Source organism: Streptomyces sp. NPDC049577, assembly GCF_040675635.1.
Classification (GTDB): domain Bacteria; phylum Actinomycetota; class Actinomycetes; order Streptomycetales; family Streptomycetaceae; genus Streptomyces.
The window spans coordinates 1-14,736 of the sequence record NZ_JBFAPH010000161.1; the positions used below are offsets into that span (position 1 = coordinate 1).

Genomic DNA, 14,736 nt, shown 5'->3' on the forward strand with positions numbered 1-14,736 from the left:
ACCCTCGGTCGCGGCAATCGGGCTGCCCGAGCTCGGGCAGTGGACTCCCGCCGCGCCCGCCCTGCCCGGCACGGCGGGCGCGGCGGGATCCGGCACGGCCGCTATGGACCGTCACGCCACCGGCAGGCAGGTCAACGCCTTGCCGGAAGATTCCGGCACGCCGCGTGTGACGCCGTCCGGCACACCGGCGCACCCGGCGGCACAGGCCGTCACGCTTGAGGACCTCGCGGCCGTCGCGGGCGTGCCGGTTCCTGAACCGGGCGAGCAGCTGACCGGTCGGCAGCTCGATGTCGTGCTGCGCTGTCTGCGCTACAGCGACGATCCGCCGATGTCCTACCGCCAGGCCCGCGATGCCTTCCGCCGTGCCGGCTTCACCGGCAGCGAGGAGCGCATCCGCCACGCCTGGGGAGCGCTGCTGACGAACGAGAACGGCGAGGGCGAGGAGTGCGAGGAGGACGCGGCCGCCTGAAACCGGGTGTCCGGCACCACCAGTGAGGGCCAGCCAGCAACGACGCGGGCTGGCCCTTGCTGCGACTGCCGGAAGCACGTCACGCAGTCACGGGAGCAGACCCGGTGAGTGACCTGGCGAGCGCACGTGCCGTGCGCAGACCCAGGGAGCAGACCCGTCGAGCACCAGAACTCAGACGAAAACAGCACGAGCGTTCGGTTACTATCGCGTGCCCACGATCACAGAAGGAGGGGGTTTGGCGAAGAGGAAGCAGCAAACCGGCCAGGCCGGTGAGGACGCCTACGGCCAGGCCGCGGGCGCGATCGGCGGTCTCGTCATCGTCTTCGGCATCCTGGCCGCTATCAAGGCCAAGTTGGGTTTGTCCTGGCCGGCCACGGTGCTGCTCACTGCCGGAGCGCTGGTGGCGCTCGGCTACCTGGCCTGGCGGATCCGAACGGGCGTCAAACGCCTGTGGGCCCGCGAGGAACAGCCTGCGGTGATGTGCTCGCACGAGGCGCCCGGCACGGCCACCAACACGGTGGAGGAGGTCGTCGAGGCCGTAACCGCGCACCCGGAACTGACTGCGGCGCTCACCACCGCTGGCGTCATCGGTAAGGGCGAAGTGATTCGCGCCGACGAGGTCACTATCACTCCAGTCCGCACCGGCAAGCGCTACGACTTCCTGGTGCCCAAGGGACGTACGTACGCGGACGTCGAAAAGAGACTCGGGCCCGTCGCCGGTATGTTCGGCGTCACCCGGCTGCATACCAAGCTCGAACGCAGCCGGCAGAATGAGCGCCGGGTGCAGCTGCTGGTGCTGGATTCGCCGCCTTTCAGCCGCCCTTTCCCGGCGCCGACCCGGCACGAGATTGCGGCGTTCGACGGGGTCCCGTTTGGGCATGACGTCATCGGCGAACTCGCCGGTGTGCCGACGTTCGACAAAGCTTCGCTGCTAGTCGGCGGCATGACGCAGATGGGCAAGACCACCTTGGTCAACGGGCTCATCACCTGCCTGCTGATCGCCTACGGCGACTTCGACCTGTACCTGCTCGACGGCAAACACTGCGGGCTGACCAGGTTCGAGAAAATCGCCGTCCGCTACGAGGCATCCGACGCCCCCGCTGTCATGGAAGACATGCTCGATGAGCTGAATGGCCGTGTGGAGAGGCGTTACGCAAAGATCCAGGAAGCCATCCGCCACCGGAGGTCCGTCCCAACGTTCAAGCCGGTGTTCTTCATTGTCGATGAAGCAGCAGACTTCTTCGCCGACGACGGAACATCTGCCGGAAGGGAAAGGGCGCGCAGGGTGGCGGAAAAGGCGCGGTCGTTGGTTGCGAAGGCTCTGGAATCGGGGATTTCTACCGTCATGCTGACGCAGCGTCCGGCGCAGAACGCCATCCCGGTCATGGTCCGGGATCAGTTCCTGTACCGGATGTGCCTGTACGTGGCCTCTGAAGGAACCGCGAAAGTCGCCCTCGGCGACACGTACTTCGAAACAGTCGCCCCGATCAGCCCGGCACTCCTTGATTCCACCATCAAGGGTCAGGGTGTGCTTTTCGCGCACGGATTTTCCACCCTCGTTCGGGGATTCAACTTCACGGATGAATTCATCTGGCAAGTTGTTGACGAAGTTCACGACCGTCAACAGAAAGCTCTCGAACGGGTACCGGTATCTCCGCTCAAACAGGCAGTCGACCTCATGCAGGGCAAGGGCCTGGACTTCATGCCCACCGCGGATCTGGCTCCGGCCCTTGGGATCACGGAAACGGATCCGGCAGACCGAGGGAAAAAGCTGTCCCGGCTGCTCGGTGTTCCGGCCGGCAAGGGCGCGAAGGGCGTGCGGGGCTACCACCTCGCCGACCTCACCGCAGCCCTTATGTCCGATTCATGACCGCCACCCGGCACCGCCAGCCCACCGCCGAACCACCGCCACCCCACAGGCCGGGTGGCGGTCACCGCCACGGTGGGTGGCGGTGACCGGGCGGTCCGGTGGCGGTCATGGGTGGCGGATCTGACCTGCACAAACAGTCAAACACCCCAAGAGAGGGAGGAGGAGCGTTGCGCACCACCACGGCAGTGGCGATCGGTGTGGGAGCAACCGCGGCCGTCATCGCGGCCGCGCTCGTCCAGGCCGTCCTCGACGACCCCATACGCAGCGGAGCGGCAGCGCTTAGCCTGTCCGTCCCCAGCCAGTACAAGGGCCTGATAGAGAAGGCAGGAAACACCTGCCCTGAAATCAGGCCGAACCTGCTCGCCGCGCTTCTTGAAACAGAATCAAATTTCGATCCGAAAGTCTCGTCGCCGGTCGGTGCGCAGGGCATAGCGCAGTTCATGCCGTCGACGTGGGAGACCGAAGGGGTCGACGGGAACGGCGACGGTAAGCGCGATGTGTGGGATCCCGAGGATGCGATCCCGTCAGCTGCTCGGTACCTGTGCTCGATCGCGAACGACGTCAAAAATGTTCCTGGCGACAAAGAGAGCAACATGCTCGCCGCCTACAATGCCGGCAGCGGCCGCGTCATAGAGTCCGGCGGTATCCCTCCTATCAAGGAGACGCAGGACTACGTTCGGTCCATCAAGGCGCTCGCCAAGCAGCCGTCACCGGGCGGGAAAACCACAACCACGGCGCAGGCAGCCGAGGTGGTCAACGCGGCACAAGACATGATCGGCACCCCCTATTCGTGGGGCGGAGGCAGCCAGAGCGGCCCGACGACAGGTACGTGCTGTTCACCCAATGGCAGCTCCGGATCGTCCGTGGCAGGTTTCGACTGCTCCGGGCTCACCCTTTACGCATACGCGCGGGTTGGTATCGCCCTGCCGCGTACGGCATCGGAGCAGTACGCCGCATCTGAGCCCGTCAAACCCGGACAGGAAAAGCCCGGAGACCTCGTCTTCTACGGCAGCAGCCCAACCAGCCTGCACCACGTGGGCATTTACGTCGGCGGAGGCTGGATCATCGATGCTCCCCGGCCAGGCACTGACGTCCGCTTTGATCCCATGGACGCGATGAGCGACCGGTTCGCCGTCGCCCGCCCCACTTCCCCGCACAACAAGGAGGCCTGACACATGCCCAACTTCACCGTTCTCGCCAAGCCGATCGACATGAGCGGCGGATTCAAGGACTTCTTCGACACCATCGGACTCACCGGCGGTGGTCTGGTCACCAAGGGCATCGCAGCTGTCATCGCCGTGATCGCCGTCCGCATGCTGCTCCAGCTTTCCAACGACCCCAAGAGCGCCCTGCAGAAGGGGTCGATGGCCGTCGGCACCCTGTTCGTCGCCGTCATCCTCGCGCTCTACGGCGACACGCTTTTCTCGACCGTCACCAACGCCAAGAGCTGATCCGCATGCCGGACAAAAACCCTTGCGCTCTCATCAAAGGCAAGGCCCGGAAGTACTGCGAGCAGGGCACGGACCACCCGCCCCCTAAATCCGGGGGTGGCGGGGAAGGTGGTATCACCCACGGCGCCTCGCAGCACGTCATGGACCTCGCCAACACCCTCATCAAAAAGCTCAAAGGTTTGATTGCGCCGGAGCACGCCTGGGCGCCGGAGAAGTCCGACAGCGTGCTGTACGAGCCGTTCTTGTGGCTCGGCCAGCACCTCGCCATCGCCGTCTTCGTCTGCGTGGTCGTTGTATGCGCCCTGACCGCCTGGCAGGGCGCGCCCCGTCTGAAGCAGATGGGGGCTTCCACCGGGTGGACGCTCGCGGCCGTCGCCGGCATGGCATCGGTGCCGGGAATCGTGATGCTGCTGAACAAAGCCGTGAGCGAGGCGTTCAGGGCCGCGTTCGACAGCGACGCCTCGACGCTGTTCGGTGTCATCCCCGCTGATCTCAAGCACGCAGCGGACTCGGGGAACCCGCTGGCGATCCTGCTGATCACCGCCGCGCTCGTGGTGGCCTTGGGGTTCGCTGCGCTGGTGTTCATGACGCGCCAGCTCGGCATCTTGGTGTTCGTGTGCATGGCTCCGCTGGTGCTGGCGTCGCTGGCGCGCGGCGGTGACACGACGGCGGTCAAGCAGTGGATGATGCGGCTGCTGGGGCTGATGTTCGCCCCCATGGCCCTGCTGCTGGTCTCCCCCTTCGTGGAGCTGGCCAAGGGTTCGCTTGTCGTGGACACCGTACTGCTGGTCGCTGCGGACGCGTTGATGCTGCGGATGATCTTCCACGGTGTTCCCTACTTCGGCCCCAAGGTGGCGGGAGCCGTCCGCAACGTGGTGGAGCGCCACACGGACAATCCGCTGGCGCGGGCGGTCGTGCGGGCCGGCGTGCCAGATGTCTACGAGCAGGAGAACGCCGCGCGCGGGCTGCGCACGGTGGACACGCCCGGCCGCGCACTGCACAAGGACCGAGGCGTCTTGTTCGCCGCCTACGGCGTCAAGCAGCAGCAGCGCCCGGGACAGCTGACCACAGAGTCCACCATCGCTCAGGTCCGGGAACGCGCGGCCCGCACAGCACAGATCACCCAGGCGCGCCAGCAAGCGCGAGCAGCCGCCTCACCTCAGGCGCCGGCCACCGGCCGGGCCCAGACACCCACCCCCCGGACCCCGGAATCCACCCCCCGGGCCTCGGGATCCCGTCGGCAGTCCCAGGCGCCGAGGCCGCGGCCGGCCAACCGGCCGCCCACCCCCTAGGACGACCTGTGCCTGGCCCCGGCGTTCATGTTCCCGCCTTCCAGCGGCCGCAGCGGACGCCGGGGCCCCAGGCGCACAACGGCCTACCGGCCCATCCTCTTGGAGGCTATTTCCGTGTACTCCCTGATCCCTGGCTACCGCGTGCCCGGTGTGCAGCGCGGGCTGAGCCCTGCCGAGACCCTGCTGACGAAGGCCAACGCCGGGGTCGGGGGCGCCATCTTGGTGTCAGCAATGATCACCCCGCCGCCCGCGTGGACCTTCGGCGCGGTGGGCGCAGCTGCGGCCGTGCTCAACTTGACGCCGGGGCCGCGCTCGATCGCCCGCTGGGCGGCCGTCGGCTACCGGCATCTGCGGGAGAAGACCGCGCCCGACGCGGTGTTCGCCCAGCCGGGAGCGACCAGGACCTGGGCGCTGTACCCGGATCACGGCACCATGCAGGATCCACTGCGCAGGGCGGCGTTCCACGACGCGTTCTCACGCGCCCTGGCGTTCGCCGGCGGCCAGGCGCGCACCGCCGGGATCCAGGTCCACGTCACCCACCACGCCACGGTGGGCGAGTACACCGGCCACACACAAACGGTGTCCGTGCATATCCCCAAGGGACTCGGCCAGGGGGCCCGCATCCTCGAAACTCTCGAAGGCGAGTTCGCGGCGCTGGGCGCCCTGACCCCCATCACCCCTGAGCCGATGCCGGCCGTGACCGACCGCGGCCCCGGATGGGTGGCTCTGGACGATGGCCGGTACGCCTCGACCGCGCGGATCACCGCATGGCCCGAGGAGAGTGACGGCGACCTCATGCCCCGGCTGCTGCTGGGCCAGGACACCGACCGGTCCCTTGCGGTGCTCTACCGGCCGCTGCCAGCGGGCCAGTCCCGCCGGTCGGCGAAATGGCAGCGCGCTGCTGCTCAGGCGTTCACCACCGACAAGGTCAAGCAGGACGCTCTTGAGATCGCCTCCAGCACCGCGCACGGCGCGCTCGTCCAGGGCGCGACCCTCGTGGACCTCGACGCCTGCCTGACGGTGTGGGGCGAGTGCCCGAAGACCGTCTCGGAAGCCCGCTGGCAGGCCTCGCTCGCTGCCGACCGGCACCGCATACGCCTCGACTGGCTCCCGGGCCAGCAGCACCGCGCCCACGTGATGACCACCCCCCACGGAGCCTCCACCAGGAAAGGGGCGATCCTGTGATCCGTCTACCCTCCACCCACGCCGCGATCACGGCGCCGCTCGTCGCCTCCAGCGCCCAGTTCCCCGGCATCCCGATTGGGCGGTCCCTGCTGGACGGCCGCCCGTTCCACCTCTCCCCCGTCCTCGCGGAAGCCGCCATCCTGCCGTCCACAAACAGTCTCGGCCTGGGCGGCCTGGGCTCCGGTAAGTCCACGACGGCGAAGGTGCGCATCCGCCGGGAAATCCTCGAACACGCTCACCAGGCCGTGGTCATCGACTCCTTCGGGGAGGACAGCGCCGGCGGGGAGTGGGCGCCGCTCGTGCGCGAGCTGGGCGGCCGGGTCATCCAAGCCGGCACCTTCACCCTCAATCCCTGCTCTGACATGTTCCCGCCCGAGGTCCGCGAGCAGCTGGTCCGCTCGCTAATCACCGCCGTCGAACCCGCCGCGCTCAGCCACCAGGCCGCCCACGCCCTCCAGCACGCTCTGAACCACCCCAAGGCGACCTCGCTGAACGGACTGGTGGGCGCGCTGGTGAGCCCCGAAGACGGCAGGTGGCCGGCGGCGAAGCTCACCGAGTGGGGCGAGGGCGCCGCGATCGCGCTGTCCCGCTATACCGAAGGCAGCCTGCGCGGCCTGTTCGACGGCCAGGACGCGGCCCTGCCCGAGACGGACCTGCCGATCCTGAGCTTCGACTTCTCCGGCCTGGACCGCAACAGTCCCGCCATCCCCTCGCTCATGGCGGCAGTGTCCTGCTGGGCTGAGCACGTGTGGCTGCGGCAGTCCACCGCCGTGCACCGGCACCTCGTCCTGGAAGAGGCGTGGCAGATCCTACTCTCCCCCGCCACTGCCGAGCTGATCCAGCGCCTGCTGAAGAACAGCCGCAAAGCCGCCCTATCCATGGACGTGGTGATGCACACGCTGTCCGATCTGGGCGACGGCCGGGCGCAGGACCTGGCGCGCCTGTGCGAGATCGCCCACGTCGGACGCCTCGGCCCGGAGGAGGCATCCATCGTCGGCGCGCTGCTCGGCCTGCCCGACTGGGCCATCGCCAAAATCCCGACACTGGACCCTGGACAGGCGGTGTGGAAGGTCGGCCCCGCCTACGTCGACGTCGTCCAGACCATGCTGAGCGAGGACGAGGCCCGACTAACCGATACCTCCGCGCGGCGCCGGCAAGCCCAGCAGGCCGTAGCCGTCGAAGCGGCCATCGACGCCGAACCAGCCGCCGAGACCGGCACGGACGCCGATGTGGACCATGGCAACGGCGACCTCCTGGCGGACACGGAGATACCCATCGAGCAGGACACCACCGAAGACGATGATGACTGGGACTGGGAGATGCCTGTGACCGTCATCGACACCCGCCACCAGGATGTCCTCCAAGCCGCGCGGGAAGGCCGCTGCAACGAGGCCGCGCAGATGGCGGCCATCGGTGAACGCGAGGACATCACCGCTCACGGGATCAACTCGGATCAGGCCATTTCCTGGCTCGTGACCCAGGCCCAGCTGGCACAACTGTGCGGCAACCCCGATCGAGCAGCCCAGCTCCGCACTACCGTCGCCCGCATGGGCAAAGACGTGGAATGGTGGCAACAACAACCGGCGACCGGCGACACCGCAGCACCGGCATGGCACAGCACGCCTCAGCCGCCCACACCCACACCTATGCCCACCTCGACAGGCAGCGAACGCACACAACCGCGTCGGCGCACCTGGCCCTACATCGCTGCAACCACAATCCTGGGCATCGCAGGGGCGTACCTGTGGCAGCACACTCAAGACGAAAAGCCGCCCCAGCAAAGCCAGACGAAGGCCGCCGCGTACAAGGGAAGATCCGGCGCCACGCTCCACATCGACGGCGTCAAAGCAGACGTCGTCGCCCACTGGAGCAGCGACAGGGCCCACGTCGTAGTGGAACTACGGTCGTACTTCGACGACAACGCCAAATTCCTGCGCATCGACGCCACATCAGGCCAGAGCGCGCAGAGCACGCGTGGGGATGACAAGTGGTTCCCCAAGGACCCTGAAATCTCCGTGCCGGTCAAGGACCCGCTCGCCGACGTGACCGTTCGTGCGACGGTCGGCGGAAAAAGCTGGCACGAGGGCACGAAGCCATCCACCCAGACAGTCCGCCTGTCGCCGACAGGGATCGCCTACGACGCCGAAACCGGCCAGCGTCTACCTTCCGACCTTTGACGTCACGCACTAAGCGGCCCCTGCCAGCCGGACCTTCCGTTCTAGCGGTCGTTGCAACACTTCCTGGCTCAGGTGGTGAGTAGATCACGCAAGACGCTCGGCTGGTGTATCCCAGCCGAGCGTCTTGCGTGGGCGGCCGTTGGGTTTCTGCGCGACGTGTTCGAGGTGGGAGGCCTGCAAGCTCATACCGCGCAGGGTCCGGCAGTAGGTGACGTGATCCTCGGCGGCGCCGGCGAGTTCGAGCGCCCGCGGGTAGTACCTCTGCCAGAGCCCCTGCTGGTTCTCGCACATGGCCATCCAACCCGTGAGGTACACGAAGTCGGCGACGGCGGCCCGCATCTCCCCTGTGACCTTGTCCGAGCCGCTCGCGCGCAAGTAGGGCCAGCGGTATTGACCAGGGGCACCGCCGCCATCGGGCGTGCGTGCCCGGCCCCTACCTGGTCCAGGATGTCGGCGACCATGTGCGTCATGGTACGCACGGTCTCGACGTCAGACTGGCCGATTTGCACTGTGCGCCCGGCCCGCGCCGCCTCCACCCGATCCGTTATGTGCCACGTCGCGTGTTGCCAGGGCCGTCCTTTCCACGTTGGCCCAGCCGATCTTCGCGCATGTTACGGGGCGGCCGAGCAGCCGCAAGAACGCCTCCGCGACCGCCGACTGCGCCTCGGGCCTCGGCACGGATCCGGCGAGCCAGTGCGACACGCTCGACCGTCAACCGGCCCTTGATCGCAGGGCAGGCGGGCCGGCGGGCGGTGTGCGATTCACTCGGGCGTGGCCGCTCACCCGATCAGGGGATTGCGTTGCTGACGGAAACAGTCGGCCGCCACCCCGGCCCAGGGATTGCCGGGCCGGGGTGGCAGAGGCTTTGCGAACGGCCGGGTGACACCCCTCACAACGCTGCGCCGCCGCCTGCTTGAGGAGCGTCTTCGAGGGCTTCTTCCGGGCGGGCGGTGTTCGTGCGGGCGGCGGGGGCGCCGTACCGCCGAGGGCCTCATAGAGCTGGTGGGGGTCGGTCCAGCCGTCGGGTCTGGGCGGGACGACCCACCGCACATCACGGGTGGAGGACCTCCTGGCGGTCAGCGGCAGCTCGATGACGGTGCCCGGCCGCAGCAGCCGGACACCTCGCCCCAGCAGATCCCAACCGCTGGCCGCGCCGCGATCGATGAAGAACGTCCAGTGACTGGCGTACGTGCTGGCGAGCACCGGGCCGGCCTCGGGGCCGAGTGCTTCCAAGGCCCTCTGGCCGAAGGCGGGCCCGACGCGGACCGCGCCCCAGTCCACCCCGCACCGCACGCGAACCACCCCGGCTATCGACACCACGGGCCGGCCGTGTAACCGGGCGTACTCCTGTGCCTCTTCATGGGCCGCGTACGGGTTGATGAAGCCACCTCTCAATCCCACGGCATTCTCCTGGCGACGGAGCCGGATGCCCCCGGCACAATGCTGTGCGGCACGCAGCCGAAGATGCCGAACTCCCAGGCGCGCCGGACGGCGTGGGCGGTGGTGTGGGCGCGCAGCTTCGCCAGCAAGTACTGGTGGGCGGTGCCGACCTCATGGCGTCGCCTGCCGCGGGAGTGCTGCAGGGAGCGCAGCGACAGCCCGATGGTGTGGGCGTGCAGGACTTCCCACTCGGCCGATTTCAACTCAGGTGCCTTTGCCTTCTCCGGAGCAGGGGCCGGGAGCACCTCGTATTTGTAGGCGGCGTTGACGAGGGCAGGGACGGCGTTGCCGCCTGGGGGCCGCAGGCGGCGGGCGGCGGAGCGCAGCAGCTCCTGGAGCCGTGGCCGGCCGAGGTCCAGGTCGAGGGCCACGTGATGCTGGCTGTCGCCCAGGGCGAGCATCGTGATCGCCACGCGCTGCTCGGGCGGGAGGATCGGTGCTGCCCTGAGCTGACCGAGCTCGTCGTCGTCGAGCCGGTCGACCAGGGGAAGGAACAGGTCACCGCACAACGGCGGGAACTCCGGGGGATCCTGGGACATCAGGGCCTCTCCTCACTACGGCCGGAAACGGCGGCCGGATGCCGGCCGGTGGGGGTCGCAGCGCGACCACGCCTGCCGGGGCGCAGGCGCACGGTCCAGTGGGCGCATCGCTGAGCGGTGACGGCCACGAGCGCCAGCCAGCCGACGCACGTGCGCCACCAGCCCAGGGGCAGCGCCAGCTTTTCCGGGGCGGGGACGTGCCGCCACCGGCCGGCCAGGGCCCCGCGCCACCAGGCCCGCGCCCACACGTTCATCACCGTGAGGTCTTCGGGGTGCAGTTCCCGGCGCACGACAGCCTGGGGGGCGATGTGCACGAGGTCGCCAGTAGCCCGCAGTCGGGTGGCGAGCTCGACGGCGCCGCAGCGCCGGTGCGCGAGGTCCAGGCCGGTGCGGTGCGCATCGAACTGAGGCGGCTCCCGGCGGTCCGGCGCGGGCATGCCCAGAGAGCAGCCGGCGACATCCCAGGGAGTGGCCGCCTCGTTCACCACCTGCGGCCACGATGCCGACACGAACACCTCGGCCAGAGCCGACGGCAGCTGGTCACCGGACTCGGTCGACAGCTCCACACGGCCGCTCACCAGCTGTGCCCCGCCGTATTCGAGCGTGTTCACCATCGTTCGCACCCAGTCCGGGTCGGGTTCCATCCCCGGGTCGGCGACCAGCACGATGGGGTGGAGTGCGTGGCGAATGCCCGTGTTGCGGGCGTACGACAGTCCGGGGCGCGGCTCGTTCACCAGCTGCACCTGCGCCGACCACACCACGAACGACGAGGACGACAACGTGGGCTGGTCGTGGTTGTCGACGACCACCACCTCCAGCCGGCCCACGAACTCCTGCCGGGCAAGCCCCCGCATCAAGGGGCGAAGCCCCCAGGCGTTGCCACGCACCGCCACCACCACGCTCACCGGCGTCACGACGCCTCCTGGGAGCTTTTGATCGCGACGACCGCGTGCGCACCAGAGGCGAGCCGGTCCTCCTTCGTGGGGCCCCGCCCGGGCCAGCACGTCGTGGGCACCATGCCGCCCTCGACCAGCTCCCAGCCGCGGACCAGGTTGCGGACCTCGCCGCCGCTGCGCAGGTACACTGGCACGCCGGCCTGGGTGCACTCCCAGGCAGCCCGGACGTGGCGGGGGTGGAAGTCGCCGGTGGGGTGGGTGATCGACAGGGCGCTGCCCACCGGCAGGTCTGCCTTCAGGTCGTGGATCAGGGGGAAGAGGGGGCCGGGGATCAAGTGCAGGACCTGGTGGAGCAGCACCGCGATCGGCTCCCGCAGGTTGATGACACGGCGCACCCGGGGGTCGGCTAGGAGACCGCCGGCGGCGAAGTCGGCCTGGACGTGCGCGGTGCGCGACGGCGGCTCAGCGGCCATGCGGACAGCGGCGTGCGCGATGACGACCTCGTCGGCGTCGACGTAGACGACGCGTACGGGCCCGTGCTGCTGGGCGATCTCGTGGACGTAGGGCTGATGAGGGTAGCCGCACCCGATCTCCACGAACTGCTGGAGGCCCCGCGCGGCGAGGTAGTCCACCACATGCTGGCGGTGCCGCAGGTGGGCGTGCGCGGCCGAGCTGGCCAATGGGTCCACCTTCAGGATGCGCTCCACCAAGGCGCGGTCGGCCGGGTAGTTCTCCTTTCCGCCGAGCAGCCGGTCGTGGACGCGGGACGCGGCGGGCTGGGAGAAGGACACCGACTCCAGACCCGGCGGGGTGGGCGTGGGCGGTGGTTGTGAGGGCGGGGTGAGGTTGGGCGGGTAGGAGGGGATCACGATCGCGTACTCCGAAAAGGACGTGAGTAAGGGAAGAAGCCGCCCGGTGGTTCGGGCCCCGCCGAGCAGGGGCGGGACTTGGGTCTTCCGGGCGGACACAGCAGCGGCCACACGCAGGTGGCCGAAGACGGGAATCAGCGCAGAAGCGCCACGAGGACGCCGACGGCGCCGGCCGCCGGGGCAAACACGAGGACGAGCACGGCGAGAAGGCTGCGGGGAGCCGGTTCGCCGCGATGGCGTCGCCGAGGGCGGGCGTGCCACCGCCCCGACCACGCCATCACCGGGGCCGGCGCGCGGGGCACCGGCGGCGGACTGATCACCAGCGGCGTGGGCGAAGCCGGCTCGGACGGGCCCCGGCGCAGCGCGAGACTGATCCACCGCAACGTGCCGGTGTCCACGACGCACGGGCTGTCCAGCGCGGCCTGGAACGCCTGCCGCTCCTGTCCGCGGTGGGGACTCACGGTGCCTCCACCCAGGTCGGGAATCCGGCCGGCATCCGGAACCTGGGAGCCCCTCGACGCGGTACAGCAGCCGCTCTCCGGTGAAGTCGAACCGGCCATGTGCCCAGCGCCAGTTGTCCAGCAGGTAGCCCTTCCCGGGCCCCAGGGTCAGCCGTCGGCGGGTCCGTTCGATGGCCACGTCCAGGTTCAGCAGGCGCCTTCGTGCAGCCGGGCTCCAGGTGATCCCCGGGCCGGAGGGCAGGCGCAGCATACAGCGGCCGGCCCGCGAGATCCGGAAGACCGGCGCATAGACCCCGGGGGCCGTGTGCACCGTTCGCCGTCGTGTCAGCGGGCCCAGGTCGCCGGGGCGGCGACGGGCGAGTTCGGACAGCAAGTCCTGCCCGTCGACCAGCAGCGTGTCGCCCCCGGTGTCGGCCGGGCGGGCGCACACCATGAGCATGAGCCGGGGCGGGTGCTTCAGCTGGGCGCCGGCGGTGTGCAGGCGCATCGGAGCCCGGGTCCGGTCCACTGCATCCGCCCGCAGTACGTGCCGACCGGCTGGCTGGATCTCGTGCAGCCCGTGCCCGTCAACGCCTGTGCTGCGGCACATGAACCGGTCCGCGAACCGTGCGACGGCTTCCGGTGTCGTCAGCCCCTCGACGACCACCAAGCCGCTCTCCTGTAACCGCCGCTGGATGTCGGGGACCAGGTCGGGCTGCCTGAGATCGACAAGGTGGTGAGCGAGTCGGCCGCGTGCTGCGGGAGCCGCGAGTAACGTCACCGGCATGCTCCCGTCTCCTGAACCGGGAGGTGGGCCCAGATGGACCGCCGCCCACCCGGCAGGGTCCGGTACCCCCACGTCGCCAGGCCCTCGACAAGCGCAAGGCCCCGCCCGCATTCCGACCGATCGTCGTTCGTGTGCCGGACGGCTGGCGCACTGGGGGCCCCGCCGTCGTCGACCTCGATCAGGAGCTCCCCGTGGCCCATGGCAAGGTGAAGGCCGATCTGCTCTCCGTGCGGCGGTTTCGCGTGCTGAAGCGCGTTGGCCAGCAGTTCGCCGGTGATCAGCTCGGCTCGAAAGACCGCCTCGTCGTCGATGCCCCACTGCTCAAGGAGTGCTCTGGCCGCCAGCCGTGCGTCACGTACTGCTTCCCTGGAGGGCGTAACGCCCGAGGCCACGAGCCGGTCGGGGGACATGCGGGGGCGCTTGCACAACGCCGGTGGCAGACGGACCGGGGGAAGGCGCTGGCAGGGCGGTTGGTTCTCTCGCTCCATGACCGGGGCAGCGGTCGAGGAAGCCCGTCGTCCCGCGTGGTGCCTGGGGCTGGATGACAGAACCGAGGACGCCATGGGTAACTCCCTGGTCAGGAACGTGTATCCGGAGGTGCGATCTCCGGAAGGGATAGGGAAGAGCCTGGCGAGGGGAGGCGACCGTCTCCATCCCCGTTCCGCCCTCGCCCTTCGCCGGAATTCCGAGGGCCGCCCTCGGACTTCCCTCGGACTTTCCTCGAAACCGCTAAAGCCCCGAATTTCAGGGCAACTTCATGGGGAGTCGCTCTACCGTCTGGGGCACGGATCTACCGGATACATGGGACGAGGGGGTGCAATGGGCACCTTGTTCAGGCGCCTGCTCGAAGAAGGCGGGCTCCAGGACTACCGCGCGTTCCTGCCGCGCTTCAAAAAGGCTGCTCAGGAGCTGGCGGAGCTTGAGCAGGACCCGGGTCTGCGGAGCCTGGAGCCCGCGTTGAAGACCTTTGAAGCGTGGTTCTACAACGGCCGGTTCCCGCAGAAGGATGCTCGCCGAGTGCTCAGTCACATGTCCGGCTACAGCATCGACCAGCTGTGGGGTCCCGCCCCGGACGGGCCCCTGCCCGACCCGTCGCCTGTGTTCGGCAAGAGCCCCACCACCGACCGCCCGGAGACCGGTGCGGTGCTGCACGAGATGAGAAGGACAGCGGATATGGCCGCAAAGCGCGCAAGGGACTTCGCCCTCGGGGCGGAGCGAGGTCACATCCCCGTTCCACCACCGCCCTTCACCTTCCGTGACGCCTACTCCCGCGCCCCCCAGGTACTCACCGAGGCATACGCCGTCCTCCGGCTCCAAGTCC

The 14,736-nt window shown here is 69.0% G+C and carries 12 protein-coding genes and 3 pseudogenes; 8 read left to right on the forward strand and 7 right to left on the reverse strand.

What is annotated here, in order from left to right:
* From AB0K09_RS19030 to AB0K09_RS19060, 7 genes and pseudogenes are all read left to right on the forward strand, one after another.
* Positions 1–469: pseudogene (locus tag AB0K09_RS19030) on the forward strand (hypothetical protein); the annotation flags it as partial.
* Between the two features lie 235 nt (positions 470–704).
* Positions 705–2,339, forward strand: a complete 1,635-nt coding sequence (locus tag AB0K09_RS19035) for an FtsK/SpoIIIE domain-containing protein (protein WP_366066535.1) — start codon at positions 705–707, stop codon at positions 2,337–2,339.
* A 167-nt stretch (positions 2,340–2,506) separates the two neighbouring features.
* Positions 2,507–3,511, forward strand: coding sequence for an NlpC/P60 family protein (locus AB0K09_RS19040; RefSeq protein ID WP_366066536.1), 1,005 nt, complete (start codon positions 2,507–2,509; stop codon positions 3,509–3,511).
* A gap of 3 nt (positions 3,512–3,514) precedes the next feature.
* Positions 3,515–3,790 carry a hypothetical protein gene (locus tag AB0K09_RS19045; RefSeq protein WP_366066537.1) on the forward strand — a complete coding sequence of 92 codons (276 nt, stop codon included), beginning with the start codon at positions 3,515–3,517 and terminating at the stop codon, positions 3,788–3,790.
* A gap of 140 nt (positions 3,791–3,930) precedes the next feature.
* Positions 3,931–5,082, forward strand: a complete 1,152-nt coding sequence (locus tag AB0K09_RS19050; protein ID WP_366066538.1) for a hypothetical protein — start codon at positions 3,931–3,933, stop codon at positions 5,080–5,082.
* 114 nt (positions 5,083–5,196) lie between these two features.
* Positions 5,197–6,267, forward strand: a complete 1,071-nt coding sequence (locus AB0K09_RS19055) for a hypothetical protein (protein WP_366066539.1) — start codon at positions 5,197–5,199, stop codon at positions 6,265–6,267.
* Entirely contained in the window at positions 6,264–8,444 is a 2,181-nt protein-coding gene (locus AB0K09_RS19060) for a hypothetical protein (protein WP_366066540.1), read from the forward strand. Before AB0K09_RS19055 ends, AB0K09_RS19060 begins: the two co-directional genes overlap by 4 nt.
* 84 nt (positions 8,445–8,528) lie before the next feature.
* Here the strand turns inward: AB0K09_RS19060 and AB0K09_RS19065 are convergent, their stop codons facing one another.
* From AB0K09_RS19065 to AB0K09_RS19095, 7 genes and pseudogenes are all read right to left on the reverse strand, one after another.
* Positions 8,529–8,783, reverse strand: coding sequence for a hypothetical protein (locus AB0K09_RS19065; protein WP_366066545.1), 255 nt, complete (start codon positions 8,781–8,783; stop codon positions 8,529–8,531).
* Between the two features lie 1,052 nt (positions 8,784–9,835).
* Positions 9,836–10,423 carry a hypothetical protein gene (locus AB0K09_RS19070; protein ID WP_366066541.1) on the reverse strand — a complete coding sequence of 196 codons (588 nt, stop codon included), beginning with the start codon at positions 10,421–10,423 and terminating at the stop codon, positions 9,836–9,838.
* Complete coding sequence (locus tag AB0K09_RS19075; RefSeq protein ID WP_366066542.1) at positions 10,423–11,337, reverse strand: glycosyltransferase; 915 nt, start codon at positions 11,335–11,337, stop codon at positions 10,423–10,425. Before AB0K09_RS19075 ends, AB0K09_RS19070 begins: the two co-directional genes overlap by 1 nt.
* Positions 11,334–12,188, reverse strand: a complete 855-nt coding sequence (locus tag AB0K09_RS19080) for an SAM-dependent methyltransferase (protein ID WP_366066544.1) — start codon at positions 12,186–12,188, stop codon at positions 11,334–11,336. Before AB0K09_RS19080 ends, AB0K09_RS19075 begins: the two co-directional genes overlap by 4 nt.
* A 134-nt stretch (positions 12,189–12,322) precedes the next feature.
* Positions 12,323–12,649 (reverse strand): hypothetical protein, encoded by a 327-nt coding sequence (locus tag AB0K09_RS19085; RefSeq protein ID WP_366066546.1) that lies wholly within the window; start codon positions 12,647–12,649, stop codon positions 12,323–12,325.
* A 67-nt stretch (positions 12,650–12,716) separates the two neighbouring features.
* Positions 12,717–13,415, reverse strand: a pseudogene (locus tag AB0K09_RS19090) (TauD/TfdA family dioxygenase); the annotation flags it as partial.
* Positions 13,406–13,825 carry an ATP-binding protein gene (locus tag AB0K09_RS19095; RefSeq protein WP_366066543.1) on the reverse strand — a complete coding sequence of 140 codons (420 nt, stop codon included), beginning with the start codon at positions 13,823–13,825 and terminating at the stop codon, positions 13,406–13,408. The pseudogene AB0K09_RS19090 and the gene AB0K09_RS19095, both read right to left, overlap by 10 nt.
* A gap of 409 nt (positions 13,826–14,234) precedes the next feature.
* Between AB0K09_RS19095 and AB0K09_RS19100 the strand changes: the two are divergent.
* A pseudogene (locus AB0K09_RS19100) lies at positions 14,235–14,736 on the forward strand (hypothetical protein); the annotation flags it as partial.

Bases quoted from the DNA above. Each gene is read 5' to 3' on its own strand.
- AB0K09_RS19045 (WP_366066537.1), top strand. From the start codon at position 3,515: ATGCCCAACTTCACCGTTCTCGCCAAGCCGATCGACATGAGCGGCGGA.
- AB0K09_RS19050 (WP_366066538.1), top strand. From the start codon at position 3,931: ATGGACCTCGCCAACACCCTCATCAAAAAGCTCAAAGGTTTGATTGCG.
- AB0K09_RS19065 (WP_366066545.1), bottom strand. From the start codon at position 8,783: ATGCGGGCCGCCGTCGCCGACTTCGTGTACCTCACGGGTTGGATGGCC.
- AB0K09_RS19070 (WP_366066541.1), bottom strand. From the start codon at position 10,423: ATGTCCCAGGATCCCCCGGAGTTCCCGCCGTTGTGCGGTGACCTGTTC.
- AB0K09_RS19095 (WP_366066543.1), bottom strand. From the start codon at position 13,825: ATGTCCCCCGACCGGCTCGTGGCCTCGGGCGTTACGCCCTCCAGGGAA.